Origin of the sequence: Massilia sp. CF038 (assembly GCF_900129765.1) — a bacterium.
In the GTDB taxonomy this organism is placed as follows: domain Bacteria; phylum Pseudomonadota; class Gammaproteobacteria; order Burkholderiales; family Burkholderiaceae_D; genus Telluria_A.
This window is the reverse complement of the sequence record NZ_FQWU01000004.1, coordinates 257,022-273,242: the sequence shown is the minus strand read 5'-3', so window position 1 is coordinate 273,242 and position 16,221 is coordinate 257,022. Positions and strand designations below refer to the sequence as shown.

21 protein-coding genes are annotated in these 16,221 nt (G+C 61.9%); 12 read left to right on the top strand and 9 right to left on the bottom strand.

The window, feature by feature from the left end; all coding sequences use genetic code 11:
* Positions 1 to 30: 30 nt before the first annotated feature.
* The gene (purB, locus tag BUC24_RS22660) at positions 31 to 1,410 is read right to left on the bottom strand and encodes an adenylosuccinate lyase (RefSeq protein WP_073222333.1); all 1,380 of its coding nucleotides are present in this window, start codon (positions 1,408 to 1,410) and stop codon (positions 31 to 33) included.
* Between the two features lie 176 nt (positions 1,411 to 1,586).
* Here purB and BUC24_RS22655 point away from each other — a divergent pair, with 176 nt between their 5' ends.
* The gene (locus tag BUC24_RS22655; RefSeq protein ID WP_073222330.1) at positions 1,587 to 2,195 is read left to right on the top strand and encodes a glutathione S-transferase N-terminal domain-containing protein; all 609 of its coding nucleotides are present in this window, start codon (positions 1,587 to 1,589) and stop codon (positions 2,193 to 2,195) included.
* 21 nt (positions 2,196 to 2,216) lie between these two features.
* Entirely contained in the window at positions 2,217 to 3,134 is a 918-nt protein-coding gene (locus tag BUC24_RS22650; protein WP_073222328.1) for a PfkB family carbohydrate kinase, read from the top strand.
* 4 nt (positions 3,135 to 3,138) lie between these two features.
* Here the strand turns inward: BUC24_RS22650 and bfr are convergent, their stop codons facing one another.
* The 3 genes from bfr to BUC24_RS22635 all read right to left on the bottom strand — a co-directional run bounded on the left by bfr (position 3,139) and on the right by BUC24_RS22635 (position 4,626).
* Positions 3,139 to 3,618 carry a bacterioferritin gene (gene bfr / locus BUC24_RS22645; RefSeq protein ID WP_073222326.1) on the bottom strand — a complete coding sequence of 160 codons (480 nt, stop codon included), beginning with the start codon at positions 3,616 to 3,618 and terminating at the stop codon, positions 3,139 to 3,141.
* A gap of 94 nt (positions 3,619 to 3,712) precedes the next feature.
* A complete protein-coding gene (locus BUC24_RS22640) occupies positions 3,713 to 4,399 on the bottom strand; it encodes an energy transducer TonB (protein ID WP_073222323.1) in 687 nt (228 codons plus the stop codon).
* Positions 4,400 to 4,413: 14 nt separating this feature from the next.
* Entirely contained in the window at positions 4,414 to 4,626 is a 213-nt protein-coding gene (locus tag BUC24_RS22635; protein WP_073222320.1) for a (2Fe-2S)-binding protein, read from the bottom strand.
* Between the two features lie 214 nt (positions 4,627 to 4,840).
* On the opposite strand from BUC24_RS22635, the gene BUC24_RS22630 reads away from it, so the two are divergent.
* From BUC24_RS22630 to BUC24_RS22615, 4 genes are read left to right on the top strand one after another with little or no spacing between them, the layout of a single operon-like run.
* Positions 4,841 to 5,107, top strand: a complete 267-nt coding sequence (locus BUC24_RS22630) for a FeoA family protein (RefSeq protein WP_073222318.1) — start codon at positions 4,841 to 4,843, stop codon at positions 5,105 to 5,107.
* Between the two features lie 4 nt (positions 5,108 to 5,111).
* Positions 5,112 to 7,004, top strand: a complete 1,893-nt coding sequence (locus tag BUC24_RS22625; protein WP_073222317.1) for a ferrous iron transporter B — start codon at positions 5,112 to 5,114, stop codon at positions 7,002 to 7,004.
* Between the two features lies 1 nt (position 7,005).
* Positions 7,006 to 7,191 (top strand): FeoB-associated Cys-rich membrane protein, encoded by a 186-nt coding sequence (locus BUC24_RS22620; RefSeq protein ID WP_073222315.1) that lies wholly within the window; start codon positions 7,006 to 7,008, stop codon positions 7,189 to 7,191.
* Positions 7,192 to 7,602 carry a DUF2177 family protein gene (locus BUC24_RS22615; RefSeq protein WP_073222313.1) on the top strand — a complete coding sequence of 137 codons (411 nt, stop codon included), beginning with the start codon at positions 7,192 to 7,194 and terminating at the stop codon, positions 7,600 to 7,602.
* Here the strand turns inward: BUC24_RS22615 and BUC24_RS22610 are convergent.
* The 4 genes from BUC24_RS22610 to BUC24_RS22595 all read right to left on the bottom strand — a co-directional run bounded on the left by BUC24_RS22610 (position 7,555) and on the right by BUC24_RS22595 (position 12,282).
* The gene (locus BUC24_RS22610) at positions 7,555 to 8,499 is read right to left on the bottom strand and encodes a DUF72 domain-containing protein (protein WP_073222311.1); all 945 of its coding nucleotides are present in this window, start codon (positions 8,497 to 8,499) and stop codon (positions 7,555 to 7,557) included. The genes BUC24_RS22615 and BUC24_RS22610 overlap by 48 nt on opposite strands.
* A gap of 56 nt (positions 8,500 to 8,555) precedes the next feature.
* Positions 8,556 to 10,109, bottom strand: a complete 1,554-nt coding sequence (locus tag BUC24_RS22605; RefSeq protein WP_073222309.1) for a M56 family metallopeptidase — start codon at positions 10,107 to 10,109, stop codon at positions 8,556 to 8,558.
* Entirely contained in the window at positions 10,106 to 10,477 is a 372-nt protein-coding gene (locus BUC24_RS22600) for a BlaI/MecI/CopY family transcriptional regulator (RefSeq protein WP_073222306.1), read from the bottom strand. The genes BUC24_RS22605 and BUC24_RS22600 overlap by 4 nt, the downstream gene beginning before the upstream one ends.
* Before the next feature lie 179 nt (positions 10,478 to 10,656).
* Positions 10,657 to 12,282: an FMN-binding glutamate synthase family protein gene (locus BUC24_RS22595; protein ID WP_073222304.1), complete on the bottom strand. Its 1,626-nt coding sequence runs from the start codon at positions 12,280 to 12,282 to the stop codon at positions 10,657 to 10,659.
* A 70-nt stretch (positions 12,283 to 12,352) separates the two neighbouring features.
* Between BUC24_RS22595 and BUC24_RS22590 the strand changes: the two genes are divergently transcribed.
* The 6 genes from BUC24_RS22590 to BUC24_RS22570 are packed head-to-tail and all read left to right on the top strand — an operon-like array spanning position 12,353 to position 15,072.
* Complete coding sequence (locus tag BUC24_RS22590; RefSeq protein ID WP_073222301.1) at positions 12,353 to 13,027, top strand: glutathione S-transferase family protein; 675 nt, start codon at positions 12,353 to 12,355, stop codon at positions 13,025 to 13,027.
* 7 nt (positions 13,028 to 13,034) lie between these two features.
* Positions 13,035 to 13,811, top strand: a complete 777-nt coding sequence (locus tag BUC24_RS22585; protein ID WP_073222299.1) for a 5'-3' exonuclease — start codon at positions 13,035 to 13,037, stop codon at positions 13,809 to 13,811.
* 10 nt (positions 13,812 to 13,821) lie between these two features.
* A complete protein-coding gene (locus BUC24_RS22580; RefSeq protein WP_073222297.1) occupies positions 13,822 to 14,208 on the top strand; it encodes a response regulator in 387 nt (128 codons plus the stop codon).
* A gap of 46 nt (positions 14,209 to 14,254) precedes the next feature.
* Positions 14,255 to 14,428: a hypothetical protein gene (locus BUC24_RS27030; RefSeq protein WP_178372607.1), complete on the top strand. Its 174-nt coding sequence runs from the start codon at positions 14,255 to 14,257 to the stop codon at positions 14,426 to 14,428.
* The gene (locus BUC24_RS22575; RefSeq protein WP_073222295.1) at positions 14,425 to 14,706 is read left to right on the top strand and encodes a hypothetical protein; all 282 of its coding nucleotides are present in this window, start codon (positions 14,425 to 14,427) and stop codon (positions 14,704 to 14,706) included. The genes BUC24_RS27030 and BUC24_RS22575 overlap by 4 nt, the downstream gene beginning before the upstream one ends.
* Positions 14,707 to 14,748: 42 nt before the next feature.
* On the top strand, positions 14,749 to 15,072 hold the full coding sequence (locus BUC24_RS22570) for a ribonuclease E inhibitor RraB (protein WP_073222292.1): 324 nt from the start codon (positions 14,749 to 14,751) through the stop codon (positions 15,070 to 15,072).
* A gap of 36 nt (positions 15,073 to 15,108) precedes the next feature.
* Here the strand turns inward: BUC24_RS22570 and mnmA are convergent, their stop codons facing one another.
* Positions 15,109 to 16,209, bottom strand: coding sequence for a tRNA 2-thiouridine(34) synthase MnmA (gene mnmA, locus BUC24_RS22565; RefSeq protein ID WP_073222290.1), 1,101 nt, complete (start codon positions 16,207 to 16,209; stop codon positions 15,109 to 15,111).
* Positions 16,210 to 16,221 lie beyond the last annotated feature (12 nt).

Here is a 16,221-nt window from a genome sequence, read left to right as displayed (position 1 = left end):
CACGGGGCTTTTGTTTTGGGCGGGGGCAGCTTAGATCGCGCGCGCCAGCTTTTCGGCAATGCCGACGTAGTTCGATGGCGTCATGGCCAGCAGCAAGTCCTTGGCGTCTTGCGGAATGGCCAGGGTGAGCACGAACTCGCGCAAGGCGTCCTTCGAAATGCCCTTGCCGCGCGTCAGTTCCTTGAGCTGCTCGTACGGATTCTCGATGCCATAGCGGCGCATCACGGTTTGCACCGGCTCGGCCAGCACTTCCCAGTTTGCATCCAGATCCTGCTCCAGACGTGCCGCGTTCACTTCCAGCTTGTTCAGGCCGCGCAGGCAGCTGTCGTACGCCAGCAGGGCGTAACCGAAGCCGACGCCGATATTGCGCAGCACGGTCGAATCGGTCAGGTCGCGCTGCATGCGTGACACGGGCAGCTTTTCAGCCATGTGCTTGAGTACCGCATTGGCCAGGCCCAGATTGCCTTCCGAGTTTTCAAAGTCAATCGGGTTGACCTTGTGTGGCATGGTCGAGGAACCGATTTCGCCAGCCTTGGTGGTTTGCTTGAAGTAGCCCAGCGAGATGTACGCCCAGATGTCGCGGTTCAGGTCCAGCAAGATGGTGTTGGTGCGCGCGATGGCATCGAACAGTTCGGCCATGTAATCGTGCGGCTCGATCTGAATGGTGTACGGATTGAAGGTCAGGCCCAGGCGCTGTTCGATCACGTTTTTCGAGAACGTGGCCCAGTCGAAGTCAGGGTAGGCCGACAGGTGGGCATTGTAGTTGCCGACCGCGCCGTTCATCTTGCCCAGAATTTCCACGTCGGCGATGCGGGCGATGGCGCGCTGCAGGCGTGCGACCACATTGGCCATTTCCTTGCCCAGGGTGGTCGGGCTGGCAGTCTGGCCGTGGGTGCGCGAGAGCATCGGCACGGCGGCATTGGCATGCGCGATGGACTTGAGTTTGTCGACCAGGCCTTGCAGGGTCGGCAGCATCACGCCGTCGCGCGCGGCCTTGAGCATCATGCCGTGCGAGGTATTGTTGATGTCTTCCGAGGTACAGGCAAAGTGAATGAATTCGGTGGCTGCCACCAGTTCCGGCACATCCTTGACCTGCTCCTTGAGCCAGTATTCGACTGCCTTGACGTCATGGTTGGTCACCGCTTCGATGGCCTTGATGCGGGCCGCATCGGCTTCGGAGAAATCGGCGGCCATGCGCTCGAGCACAGCATTGGCTTCACTGGAAAACGGCTTGATCTCGGCAAAGCCGGCCTGCGACAGCGCCTGCAGCCACGAAATTTCCACCTTCACGCGGTGGTGCATGAAACCGGCTTCGGACAAAATCGGGCGCAGCTTGTCGGTCTTGGCAGCGTAGCGGCCGTCCAGCGGGGACAGCGCCGACAGGGTGGAGTAAGGGGCGGTAGTGGTCATGGCAAAGGCTTCCAGGGGAGGATGAGGATGGTCGATTGCGTGCTGCAAAAACGTGCATTTTACCACTGCAGGCCTTGTCAAGCCGATGTGGCGGCCGCACGCCAGCAGTGCCTGCAGCCTGCATTGGCGCCATGCGCGATGCTATACTGTGTGCCAATCCTCCATCCTGAGCATCTATGAAACTCATCGGTTCCCTGGCCAGCCCGTACGTGCGCAAGGTGCGCGTTGTACTGGCCGAAAAAAAGCTCGACTACGGCTTCGAACTCGAGAACGTGTGGGGCGCAGACACCACCATCCATCATTCGAATCCACTGGGCAAGGTTCCTTGCCTGATCATGGAAGATGGCAGCAGCATGTACGATTCGCGCGTCATCGTCGAATACCTCGATACCCTCACGCCGGTGTGCAAACTGTTCATGCCGAACGCGCGCGACCGCGCCGACATCAAGGTCTGGGAAGCGCTCGCTGACGGCGTGCTCGACGCCGCGGTACTGGTGCGCCTGGAGCGCACGCTGCGTCCCGAAGAGCAGCAAAGCGCCGCCTGGATCGAACGCCAGATGGGCAAGGTGCATGCGGGTCTGGCTGTCATGTCGGCCAATCTGCGCGAGTCGCCTTTCTGCAAGGGCAACCACTACACGCTGGCCGACGTGGCCGTTGGGTGTGCGCTGGGCTGGCTGTCGTTCCGCTTCCCCGAAATCAACTGGCGTGCCGATTACCCCAATCTGGCCAAGCTGTTCGACAAACTGTCCGAACGGCCATCGTTCAAAGACACCGTGCCGCAATAAGCGGCCACGGCGCACAAGCCAATGACAACCGTTGTATTCGGCGAAGCCCTGGTCGACGATTTCGTGACCGAACAGGTGGTGGGCGGCGCGCCGTTCAACGTGGCGCGCCACCTGGCCGCCTTCATGGCGCCGCAGCTGATGATCACCTGCGTGGGCAACGACAAGAACGGCGGCGTGGTGCACGGCGAGTTCGAACGCTTTGCCATGTCCGAAGCCGGTCTGCAGGTCGACAAGATGGAAGAGACCGGGCGCGTGGTGGTCGAGCGCACCGTCAAGGGGCACCGCTTTGTGATCCTGCCCGACCAGGCCTACGACTACATCAACCCCGAGCAGGCGCTGGCCGCGCTGGAATCGGTCGATGCCAGCACGGTCTACTTTGGCACGCTGGCGCAGCGCTGTCCGCGTTCGCGCGACACCTTGTACGCCCTGCTCGACGCCAGCGCTGCCAACCGTTTCCTGGATCTGAATTTACGCGACGGCCAGTACGACGAGCGCTGTGTGTTCCACTCGCTGCACGCGGCCAATGTGGCCAAGGTCAACGAGGAAGAATTGCAGGTGCTGTTTCGCTGGTACTTCGATATCCACCCATCGTCGCCGCCGCTGTCGGGCGATGAGGTGCGCGCGGCCTGTGCGGCGCTGGTGCAGATGTTTTCGCTCGATGGCCTGATCGTCACGCTGGGCCACCGCGGTTCGGTGTACTTTGGCGCCGAGGATGAACCACTGGTCCACCGCGACAATCCGGCGCCGCCCTACGTGATCGATACGGTGGGCGCGGGCGATGCTTTTGCGGCGATCTTCCTGCTGGGCCGGGCGCGCCAGTGGGCGCTGGATGTGACGCTGGCACGCGCCAACGAATTCGCGGCCGCCATTTGCGCCGTGCCAGGCGCGGTTCCCCGCGACCTGGGCTTCTACGACAAATGGGCTACACGCTGGCGCTGAAAACTCAGGCGTCGGCCGCAGCCATCTGGCTCTGCAGGTAATTCTGGATGCCCACCTTGACGATCAGATCGAGCTGGGTTTCGAGCCAGTCGATGTGTTCTTCGGTGTCTTCCAAAATTTGCAGGAACAGGTCACGCGACACGTAGTCGCCCGCCACTTCGGCCGCGGCAATGCCTTCCTTGACTGTCACTTGCGAGGCTTGCTCGAGCTTCAGATCGCATTCCAGCATTTCCTGGGTCGACTCGCCAATCAGCAATTTATGCAGCGCTTGCAGGTTGGGCAGGCCGTCCAGCGTGAGGATGCGGTCGATCAGTTTGTCGGCGTGCTTCATTTCGCCGATCGATTCTTCATATTCCTTCTTGCCCAGCTTTTCCAGACCCCAGTGACGGTACATGCGGGCATGCAGGAAGTACTGGTTGATCGCCGAGAGCTCGTTGGTCAGCTGCGCGTTGAGCAGCCGGATGATGTTCTTGTCGCCCTTCATGGGATTCTTTCTAGAGTGGAGGTATCGCACCATGATAGCAAACGTGCGCGCGTGCCGCCAATGGCAGGCGGGCGCGTCGGCAGGGCAGGGGACATCAGCTGTTGGTGGAGTAGCTGAAAGGCAGCAGTACGTAGGCGGAAATGGCGCGGCCGTCTTCAATGAAGGGCTTGAACTGGGCGCGCAGCCCGGCCTGGCGGCTGGCTTCGTCGAGGCGGGCAAAGCCGCTCGAGGTTTGCACCTTCACGTCCACGGGCTGGCCTTTTTCGTTGACCAGCACACGCAGGATGACGCGGCCTTGCTCACCCATGCGGCGCGACATTGCCGGGTAAGCCAGTTGGGGCGCGCGGATGTATTCGATGCCCGAGGTAACGGTTTTTGGTTCGCCGCTGACGGGTGCAGCTGGCGCTGCGGCAACAACGACAGGCGGGGCGGCAGGTTTCGGTGCCGGAGCGGCCGCCTGCTCGACGGTAATGCTGTCCGGTTGCGGGGCCACTTGCACCACCGGCACTGGCACTTGTGGCAATGCAGGCGGCTGCAGCTGGACCAGGGGAATGACCTTGGGTGCGGCAGGCGGGATTTTTTCGTGCGGCAGTTCCACAAACTGGACCGTCACGGCTTTTGGCAAGGCCACGTCGACCATGCGCGTGAACAAACCACTGGAAATCAGGTACACCACAACAATGTGGGCCAGCAGAACCGTGGCCAGGGGAGCGAACTTGGTGCGCAGTTTTCCCAGCGAAGCCCGGGCGTCGCCCAGATCAGGCGACGTGGAAAAGGTCATGGCGCTCACGGTGCTCAGGCTGCCTGTGCGTTGCGGAACGACAATTCGGTGACTTGTACCTTGCTGTCCAGATGGGCAGCCAATACTTGCTTGGCGCAGGAGGCGCATTTGCCGCAGCAGGTGGCCACGCCCAGATCCTGGCGCAATTCAGCCATGGTCGACAGGCCCAGATCGACTGCCTGGCGGATTTCCCGGTCGGAGATGTTATTGCAGACACAGACAATCATTGATGCACCTTCCCGTTTGCTTTGCGTGGGATCACCTGCTGGCTTACCACTTGGTCTATAATGAGAATCATTATCACTTAGATTCATATTTTGTCGGAACTCGACGACGATTGCAAGCGATTTAAGCAGAACCTGAATAGAAATAATTCGCATTTACCTGTTTGATGCTAATATCCAACAAGGAACTGTGATTACTTAGCGAGCTCGCCCTACCATGACTCTTGCCCCTACCCTGACCACGCTTGACGCCCTGCTGGCGGGCCAAAGCGCCACCGTGATTCACCTGGCCCCTGGCAACACTGCCGAAGCCGGTGTCGATGTCTCGCGGCGCTTGATGGAACTGGGCTTTGTTCCAGGCGAGCGCATCCGCATGCTCAAGCGCGGCGTGCCTGGCGGCGAACCGCTGGCCGTGCGCGTGGGCGACTCCACCTTTGCCTTGCGCCGCTTCGAGGCGGCGCTGATCTCGATTCAGCCGGAATAACATCATGAGTACCGAAACGCTGGGCCAGGGCGTGACCCACACGCCCCTGATTGCATTGCTCGGCAATCCGAACTGCGGCAAAACAGCGCTGTTCAACCGCCTCACGGGCGCGCGCCAGAAAGTGGCCAACTACGCTGGCGTCACCATCGAACGCAAGGAGGGCAGTTTTACCTCTCCGGCCGGGCATGCCTTCAAAGTCCTGGATCTGCCAGGCGCCTACAGCCTGTCAGCCACCACGCCGGACGAAGCGATCACGCGCGACGTTGTGGCCGGCCTGCGCGCTGACGAACAGGCGCCCGACACCGTGGTCTGCGTGGTCAGCGCCGTCAATCTGCGCCTGAACCTGCGCCTGGTCCTGGAGATCAAGCGCCTGGGTTTGCCCATGGTGCTGGCCCTGAACATGGTAGACGTGGCGCGCAAGCGCGGCATCGTCATCGACACGGCCAAACTGGCGCAGGAACTGGGCATGCCGGTGGTGGAAACGGTGGCCGTGCAAAGCGGTGGCGAGAAAACCCTGCTCGATGCGCTTGACGCCATGCCGCGTGCGAATGCGGTCAAGGCCCAGCCGCTGTCAGCCATCGACGCGGTGTCGGTGGAAGAGACCCAGCGCGAAGTGCGCCGCATTCTGGCCGCGTCGATCAGCTACGCCAACGACACCGGCAACCTGACCGAAAAAATCGACGGCATCGTGCTGCACCCGGTGGTGGGCCCGATCCTGCTGGCGGCACTCATGTTCCTGGTGTTCCAGGCGGTATTCAGCTGGGCCGCCGTGCCGATGGAAATGATCACCGGCGGCGTCGAAGCGGTTGGCGCCTGGGTGGGCAATCACATGGGCGAAGGCATGCTGCGCAGCTTGCTGGTTGAAGGTATTCTGGGCGGCGTGGGCAGTGTGCTGGTGTTCCTGCCGCAGATTCTGATTCTGTTCTTCTTCATTCTGGTGCTGGAAGACTGCGGCTACCTGCCGCGCGCCGCCTTCCTGCTGGACCGCCTGATGGGTGGCGTGGGCCTGTCAGGCCGCGCTTTCATCCCGCTGCTGTCGAGCTTTGCCTGCGCCATTCCCGGCATTATGGCCGCGCGCACCATTCAAAATCCGCGCGACCGCATCGTCACCATCATGATCGCGCCCTTGATGACCTGCTCGGCGCGCTTGCCCGTGTATGCGCTGATCATTGCCGCCTTCATCCCCAACCGCGATGTCTGGGGCGGCGTGGTCAATCTGCAGGGGCTGGTACTGTTCATTCTGTACTTTGCCGGCATTGCCGCCGCCATGGCAGTGGCCTGGTTTATCAAGCGCACCATGGGTGCCAACCGCAACCAGCCGCTCATGCTGGAACTGCCAAGCTATCACTGGCCGCACATGCAGAATTTGGCGCTGGGGCTGTGGGAACGCGCCAAGATCTTCCTGTCGCGCGTCGGTACCATCATCCTCACGCTGATGGTGCTGCTGTGGTTCCTGTCCAGCTTCCCCGGTGCGCCGGAAGGCGCGACCCATCCGCCGATCTATTACAGTATCGCCGGCATGCTGGGCCGCGCCCTGGCGGTGGTGTTCGAACCAATCGGCTTTGGCTGGCAGATCTGCATTGCCCTGGTGCCCGGCATGGCCGCGCGCGAAGTGGCGGTGGGTGCCCTGGGCACGGTGTATGCCCTGTCGGCCACCGGCGACGAGCTGGCCACCACGCTCACGCCGATCATCGCCCAATCGTGGAGCTTGCCAACCGCCTTGTCGCTGCTGGCCTGGTACGTGTTTGCGCCGCAGTGCATGTCCACGCTGTCGGTGGTCAAGCGCGAGACCAACAGCTGGCGCTATCCGCTGCTGATGGCAGGCTACATGTTCGCGCTGGCCTACGTGGCATCCTTCCTCACTTACCGCATTGCGCTTGCAACGCTAGGAGCTTGAGATGATTGAAAACCTGATCGTGGCCTTGATTGTGGGCGCGTCGGCCTGGTACACTGCGCGCAAGTACGTGTTCAAGCCGAAGAAAAGTGCGGGCTGCGGCAGCGGCTGCAGCAGCTGCGATACCTGCGAGTCGGCGCCTGCGCCAGCGGCCGATCCGCGCGTGATCAAACTGCACCGGGTCGGCTGAATGACCGTGCGTCCGCGCCAGTGGCTGTTTGCCTACCTTGGCGCCATGCTGGCCATGCTGGTCATCGATGGCATCTGGCTTGGCGTGCTGATGGCCGATACCTACCGCGACTGGCTGGGCGAGATGATGCTGGACCAGCCCCGCTGGACGCCGGCTGCCTTGTTCTACCTGCTGTACACGACTGGTCTGGTGGTATTTGCCGTGCTGCCGGCGCTGCGCAGCAACCGCCTGCGCCAGGCGGCGCTGCTGGGTGGCTTGCTTGGACTGGTTGCTTACGGTACCTACGACCTGAGCAACCTGGCCACGCTCAAGCAGTGGTCCGTGACCCTGACGGTGGTCGATGTGCTGTGGGGTGGCGTGCTGTCAGCGCTTGCCAGCTGCGCGGGCTACCTGGCCGCTCGGCGCGGCTGACGCTGCGCCTGGTGTTACCAGGCCATCGGTCAAGCCCAGTCTCTCCATCAAACGGTGGGCGTCGAACGGGGCCTTCACTTTAATGTCGTTGTCGAAGTAGCAGAAGATGTCGCGGCTGGCGCGCTTTGGCGGCGCTTTCGATGAGATCAGGCGCGCATCGTCGGGTTGCGCGCCGTGGCTCCAGGCCGTGATCCGGGCCGCCCAGCGATCGAGCGCTTCGTCACTGTAGCCGCTGGCGTACAGCTCCTTGTCGCCGTGCAGGCGCAGGTACATGAAGTCCGCCGTCACATCCTCGTAATAAGGCCATTCGCGCGCGGTATCAGCCACCACCAGTGCCACTTTGTACTTGCGCAGGAGGGCGATGAAGGCTTCGTCGATGAAGCTGTCGTTGCGGATTTCGACCGCGTGGCGCAATTTACGCTTCCTGTCGATTTCCAGTGCGACTTTGCCCTTCATGCGCGGCTCGTGATGGCGCGCCATCTCGAGCGCGGCCTCGGTGTCGTGCGGCAGGATGCTCAGGAAGTGCGCCATTTTCTCGGGATCAAATTTGAAATTCGGCGGAAACTGCCACAGGAACGGGCCCAGTTTCTCGCGCAGGTTCAACACGCCTGACGCCAGCACGTTGGCCACCGGCCCGTCAATGTCGCGCAGCCGCAATGTGTGGGTGATGTAGCGGTTGCCCTTGTTGCTGAAGACGAAGTCCTTGGGCGTGGCATCGTGCCAGGCACTGTAGCTGTCGGGCTTTTGCAGGGAATAGAAGGAACCGTTGATCTCGATCGAGCGCGTGGCGCGCGAAGCGTATTCGAGTTCGCGGTCCTGGACCAGATCGTCCGGATAGAACACGCCGCGCCAGGGTTCATAGCGCCAGCCCGAGATGCCGATGTAGATTTTTCCCATATGGCATCTTAGGCATGGCTGGCGTGCCGGTCGGTTAGACCGCGCACGCTGATGGCTTACTGCCGCAGGAAGCGGGCGAAGGCGCCGTCCACTTTGCCATCCGAATTGACGGTCAGGTACCAGTCCACCACCCGGTGTTCGTACACCACCTTGTAGATGTCTTCGCCCGTGTCGCGGTTGACGCCTTCGTAGCTGATCGACTGCATCTTGCCGACCGGGTTCTTTTGCAGCGCCTTGACCCGTTCCGCGAGGAACACCCTGGAGATGCGGGCAAACGCCGGTGTCAAATCTTCTTCATACACTTTGCCAGTAGTTAAGCTGTCCGCGCCCCGGCGCAAGGCAGCTTCGCCGCCAGGCATGGCGCCATCGCGGGCCAGGTGCGCTGCAATGCGGCGCTTCAGGTCTGTGCCTTCCACGCGCGGGGCGATGATGTCGACACCGAGCCGTGTCAGCGTCATGCCGACCACCTTGCCGCCCGCATTGCGCTGGAATAGCAGATCGAGGCCGCTGCGGGGCTGGTACAGCTTGTCCTTGCGCTCGGCGAAGAGCAGCAGCGGGCCGCGTCCCGTGATTTCGCTGATAAGACGGTCGTCGTAACGGGTGATCGTCATGACCTGAAATTCGCCAACCTGGTACGTGCCTTCATACTCGGCCAGCTGCGCCGGCGCCAGTTGCACGACAGCGCGTTTGGCGGGCGCTGGTGGTGCCAGTTGTGCTGCCGCTGCCGCAGCGCACAGGGCGGTTGCCGCCAGGCCGACGGCGGCCGCGCGGCGCCAGCGGCCAGGGCCGCGCACCATGATGCCCAGCCGCTGTTCCAGGAGGGAGCGCGATTCGGCCATGGCGGCCATGCTGCCGAGCAGTCCCGACTGGCGCGCGCCGACTTCCAGCAGCGCCTCGCCGTAGGCCTGCAGGTTGTGACCGGCCGCCAGGACGCGGGCGTCGCAGTCGACTTCGATGGCGTGGCGCAGGCGCCGCAACTGCCACCACAGCGCCAGGTTCCACGGCATGACGGCCAGCAGCAGCAGGGCAAGCGCCAGCAGCTGCGGATCGCGCGCCGCCACATGCGATGTCTCGTGCGCCATCACCAGTGCCTGCTGCGACGGCGCTGTCTGCATCAGCCATTCCGGCAGGACGATCCGTGGCCGCAGAATCCCGACCACGGCGGGGCCGGCGTCTGGTGCGATCCAGACCGGGGTGTCCCCCATGTGCGCACTGCGCCAGTGGCGGCGCCGCATTGCCAACAGGGCGGCGCTTGCGCCCAGGGCCAGCAGCAGGGTGACGGACAAGGCCATCCAGGCTGGCTTGAGCATAGCGGCCGCCTCGATCGGAGTGGCTGCGGTTTTGGCGGCAACCCATTCGGATGCCGCCTGCGTTCCGGGCAGGGCCGCCGCCGGTGCTGCGCGGCGCACCGGTGCGCTGCGCGCGTCCTGCGTTGGCAGCGGCGCTGATCCGTTCACGAACAGCGGTGGTACCGTCGACGCCACCATGGCCGCCATCCAGATCCAGCGTGTTGGCAGCTTCCATAGACGCAGCGCACGCTCGGTGGCCGTGGCCGCGGCGCCAATCAGCACCGTCACGGCGAGGGTATAGATCATCCAGTTGAGGGTCATTTTTTGTCCTTGGTACTGTCGGCCAGCAGTTGGCGCATGCGGGCGATTTCATCGGCGCCCAGCTTGCGATCGGAAACCAGGTGCGCAAACAGCAGTTCGGATGAACCTTTGAACAGTTTGCTGGTGAGGTGCTGCAGCGCGCTCTTGCGTGCTTCCTGCTGCTCGATCAGCGCGTGGTAGCGGTGCCCACGGCCCTCCTCTTCGTGCGCCACATAGCCCTTGGTTTCAAGGGTGCGCAGCACCGTGAGGACGGTGGTGTAGGCCAGCTGGTCTTGCAGGTGGGTGCGTACTTCCGAGACCACGGAGGGGCCGTGGTCCCATAAAATCTGCATCACGTCCGCTTCGCGGTCGGTGAAGGAAATCGTCATGTGGGCTCCTATCTACTAAATGTTTAGTAGATAGTAGGGAAGGGCGGCGCCGTTGTCAACTATAACTTTAGTAGCTACATCGCCCTCGCGAAGGCGGGGGCCCATAGCATGTCCCCGAATTCGATCAAATGGCATAGGGGGCTCGCATGCGAGCCCGCCTTCGCGAGGGCGATGGGTGGTTAGGTGAGCTGCTGGAAGGATTCGGCCTGTGCGATCGGCCAGTACAAGCCGAATACCGGCGGCAGCTTGTGGTGCTGGCTCGAGTCCAGCAATTCGCCTGGCTCCAGATACGGCAGCAGCGCCGATGCCAGCTTGACCTGGTTGGGCGACACCCGCCGCACCAGATGGTGCGGCTTGAGCTGGGAAGGATGCGTCAACCCAGCAGCGGCGATCAGCTCGGCCAGCGCCTGAACGGTGTTCTTGTGGAAGTAAGCCACGCGTTCCGTCTTGTCGGGCACCACCAGCGCCTGCTGGCGCAGCTCATCCTGCGTTGCCACGCCGGTCGGGCAGCGGTCGGTATGGCAGCTCTGCGACTGCACGCAGCCCAGCGCAAACATGAAGCCGCGCGCCGAATTGCACCAGTCCGCGCCCAGCGCAATGGTGCGCGCGATATCGAAGGCGGTGATGATTTTGCCCGACGCCGCAATGCGGATCTTGTCGCGCAAATTGGCGCCCACCAGCGTGTTATGCACCAGCAGCAGCGCTTCCTGCAAAGGCGCCCCCACATGGTCGGAAAACTCGACCGGCGCCGCACCGGTGCCGCCTTCGCCCCCATCGACGGTAATGAAGTCCGGGACGATGCCGGTGGCCAGCATGGCTTTGACGATGGCGAAGAACTCCCACGGGTGGCCGATCGCGAGTTTGAAGCCGGTTGGCTTGCCACCCGACAGATTGCGCAAGCGTTCAATAAAATGCAGCATCTCGATCGGCGTGGAAAACGCCGAATGCTTGGACGGCGACAGACAGTCAAGGCCCACCGGCACGCCGCGCGCGGCGGCAATTTCAATCGAGACCTTGGCGCCCGGCAGAATGCCGCCCTGGCCCGGCTTGGCGCCTTGCGAGAGCTTCAGTTCGATCATCTTCACCTGTGGCAGCGTCGCGTTGGCGACGAACTTGGCTTCCGAGAAGCCGCCTTCGTCGGTGCGGCAGCCAAAGTAGCCGGACCCGATTTCCCAGACCAGGTCGCCGCCGTGTTCGCGGTGATAGCGGCTGATGCTGCCTTCACCGGTGTCGTGCATGAAGCCGCCGATGCGCGCGCCGCCGTTCAGGGCCAGGATGGCATTGGCGGACAAGGAGCCGAAACTCATGGCCGAGATGTTGAAAACGCTGGCGCTGTAGGGCTGCGCGCGCGGGCAGTCCGGGTGGTTGCCCACCTCGATGCGGAAATTCGGATCGGCGATCATGGCGGGTGCAATCGAATGGTTGATCCATTCATAGCCGTCCGAATACACATCGAGCTGGGTGCCGAAGGGGCGCTTGTCGGTCTGGCGCTTGGCGCGCTGGTACACAATGCTGCGCTGGTTGCGCGAGAACGGCGCCGCCTCCATGTCGTTTTCAAGGAAGTACTGGCGAATCTCGGGCCGGATCGACTCGAAGAAGTAGCGGAAGTGGGCCAGAATCGGGTAATTGCGGCGCAGCGCCTGCTTTTTTTGCAGCAGGTCGGTGAACCCCACCACCGTCAGGCCCAGGCTGACGGCAACCAGCCACCAGCCGGGGCCTTCGCCTTGCCAGGCTTGAAACGCCGACAGCGGCAGCACGACGGCCGACACGATCAAAGGAAGGTAGCGCGGTGCGAACAGTCTCATGCGGTCTCCGTGGCCAATCGCTTACAACAATGCTAAGCTAACGCCGATTCCATCCCGGCGAAAGAACCCAATGATCATTGTCCACCATCTCAACAATTCCCGTTCGCAGCGCATCCTGTGGCTGCTGGAAGAACTGGGCCTGGACTACGAGATCAAAAAATACCAGCGCGACGCCAAGACCATGCTGGCGCCGCCCGAACTGCGCGCCATTCATCCCCTGGGCAAATCGCCTGTCATTACGGATGGCGACACCATGGTAGCCGAGTCGGGTGCGATTATCGAGTATCTCACCGAACGCTATGGCAGTGGCAAGAACCTGGTGCCTGCCGCCGGTACCCCCGACAAACTGCGCTACACCTACTTCCTGCATTACGCCGAAGGCTCGGCCATGACGCCGCTGCTGATGAAGCTGGTGTTTGACAAGGTCGAGTCGAGCCCGATGCCGTTTTTCGTCAAGCCCATTGCCAAGGGCATCGCGCAAAAGGTCAAGTCCAGCTACATCATGCCGCAGATCGCATCGCACCTGGGCTACCTGGAAGGGGAGCTGAGCCAGCGCCGCTGGTTCACCGGCGAGGCCTTTTCCGCAGCCGACATCCAGGTCAGCTTTGTGCTGGAAGCGGCTGCCGCGCGCGGCGGACTCGGTGCCAACTATCCCAAGCTGGACGCCTTTTTACAGCGCATTCACGCGCGCCCGGCCTATCAGCGCGCGCTGGAGCGCGGTGGAAAATACGAACTGATCAAGTAAGACCGCCATGGCCAAACTGCTTGCCATCGATGGGCTGAACATCGTCCGGCGCGTGTACGAGGCCAGTCCCGAACCCGATTCGGCCGAAAAGGCCGAGATCGCGCTGCGGCACGCGCTGTCGTCATTTCGCAAGCTGCTGGCCGCACATGCGCCCACCCACGTGTTGCCCGCGTTTGACTTTGGCGGGCCGACCTGGCGCCACGCGATTTACCCGCGCTACCGCGAGCAGCGCGCGCCAATGCCGTCCTTCCTGCGCGAGGCGCTGCCATCGTTCCATGAGAAGCTGGCCGGCGAAGGCCTGCACGTGGTGATGCTGCCCGAGGTGGAGGCCGACGACGTGATCGGCACGGCGATTTTGCGCTGGCTGGCGGAAGGGCGCGGCGAAGCCATCATCGCCTCGACCGACAAGGATCTGCACGGATTGATTGCGCACGGCGCGCTGGTGTGGGACCATTTCAAGGGCGAGTGGCATGACGACGCCTGGGTGCGCAACAAGTTTGGCGTGGCGCCCGAGCTGCTGGTCGATTTGCTGGCGCTGATGGGCGACGTGACCGACGGCGTACCGGGGGTGTCCAAGGTCGGCATGAAGACGGCGGCCAAGCTGCTCAATGCGTATGGTGACCTCGATGCCGTCATGGCCGGTGCCGGCATTTTGAAAACGCCGATTGGCGAGCGCCTGCGGGCCGAACGCGAGTTGTTGTTTTTGTCACGCCAGCTGGTGCAGCTGAAAACCGATGTGCGGCTGGGAGTAACATGGAACATGCTCGCTTACGAACAATTTTAAGGGTGGCGTTATGCTGAAAGCGGTGATCGTCGATTCGAACGCGATTTCGCGCGGTTTGCTCAACACCGTGCTGACCGATGGCGGCTACGAGGTGGTGGCCCAAGCGCATACGGCGTTGCTGGGCTTCGTGCAGGTGCAAAAGCACCAGCCGCAGATCTTCTGCATCGCGCGCGAGCAGGTGGAAGATGGCCACAACGTGGTCGAGCAGGTGCGCGCCACCTATCCCAAGACCCTGATTTTCATGATGTCCGGGACCATGGACGCGACGCTGATGCAAACGTCGCTCACGCGCGGCGTGCAGGGTTTTATCGTCAAGCCGTTCAAGGCGGACGCGGTGCTCAACACCATCCGCAAGACGGTGATGGACATGATCAAGCGGCAGAAAGCCAATTCGTAAAAGTCGCGTGCATTCCAAACGAAACCACAACAGACTCGCTGAAGACATGGGCCGCTTCGTGCAGCAGTATGCACGCAAGGCACGCAAGGGGCTCGATCCGAATGACCGTAAGTACGACCGCAAGCTCGAAGGCAAGATGAAGCGTCTTGCACCGGCTGCGCTGTCAGAATTGCTCGCCGGAGAGGATGATGCTGAGTCAAGACCAGATTCTGAAGAATGAATAAATTAGCCGATGCCGAGAAAATAGCGCAGGGCAGAGCGCGCTGGCTGTGCATGGACTGTCAAGTCGATACCTACCAAAATGAGCAGTATTACATGCTCTGGTATCGGGTCTGGCGCTCAATTCACTACAAGATCGATGGCATGCTGTGCCTCGATTGCGCCGAAAAGCGCTTGGGGCGTGAACTGACCGGGGCGGACTTCAGCAAGGCACGGGTCAATCAGGGGCAGGCCAAGGTATGCGCCGCACTGGCCATGCGGCTAAATCGTGTCGCTTGACCGTATCGCTGCACGCTTCCTCCACTTCTAGAAGGACTATCAATGCAAACAGTTTGGCCAGATGATGCTGACGGTGATGTATTCCGTCGAATGCAATCGAGCGGTTTTGATTTCGCTCAGTCGCATGAAATTGATTTTAATGTTGACTTCAAGACCTGGCCGCCATCGAAAGACTTCCTTCATGCGCTGCATGCGACGTACCCGCGCATTCGGCTTTACCAACCGAGTGACGACATGAACGGATACGTCGAATTCGTCGTAGATGCGAAATTGACTTACGAACTCGTCATGTCGATACAGGACTCGGTGTCGACACTGGCATTGCCGTACGGCGGCGTTTGCGAATCATGGGGCGTGATGCACTGATTGCTGCCACACGACCGGCATCGCCAACGGGACTTTTCAGATGGTCGAGCCGCTGATGATCCCGCCGCCAAGGCATACATCACCGTCATACAGAACGGCCGACTGCCCTGGCGTGACCGCCCATTGCGGATCGATGAAGTCCAGCGCGAAGTCACTCAGGCCTTCGGGCGCGACACGGCAAGCCACGTCGGCCTGACGGTAACGCGTCTTGGCCGACATGCTGCGCGCCTCCGGCGCTTCGCCGGCAATCCAGCTGGCCTGGTCGGCCGTCAACGCGCCTGACAGCAGCCACGGATGGTCGTGCCCCTGCACGATGTACAGTGTGTTGCTGGCGATGTCCTTGCGTGCCACGTACCAGGCGTCGCTGCTGCCATCGTCCTTCTTGTACTTCTTCATGCCGCCCACGCCGATGCCTTTGCGCTGGCCCAGGGTGTAGAACGACAGGCCGACGTGTTCACCGACCACGGTGCCGTCGTCGGTTTTCATCGGGCCCGGCTTGTACGACAGGTAGCGGTTCAGGAAATCGCGGAACGGCCGCTCACCAATGAAGCAGATGCCGGTTGAATCCTTTTTTGAGGCATTTGGCAATGCCAGTTTTTCGGCGATCTTGCGCACTTCCGTTTTCGGGATTTCACCGAGCGGGAACAGGGTCTTGGACAACTGCGCCTGATTCAGGCGATGCAGGAAGTAGCTTTGGTCCTTGGTGTGATCAACGGCCTTGAGCAGTTCGAATTTGCCGGCGTTTTCGCGCACGCGCGCGTAGTGGCCGGTGGCGATCAGGTCCGCGCCCAGGTGCATTGCGTGGTCGAGGAAGGCCTTGAACTTGATTTCGGCGTTGCACAGCACGTCCGGGTTTGGCGTGCGGCCGGCCTGGTACTCGCGCAGGAATTCGGCAAACACACGGTCTTTGTATTCGGCGGCGAAGTTGACCGCTTCTATGTCGACACCGACCACGTCGGCCACGCTGGCCGCGTCAATCCAGTCCTGGCGCGAGGAGCAGAATTCGGAATCGTCGTCGTCTTCCCAGTTTTTCATGAACAGGCCGATGACTTCGTAGCCCTGTTCCTTCAGCATCCACGCCGCGACCGAGGAGTCGACCCCGCCAGACATTCCGATCACGACTTTTTTCTTGCTCATTGATTAATTCCG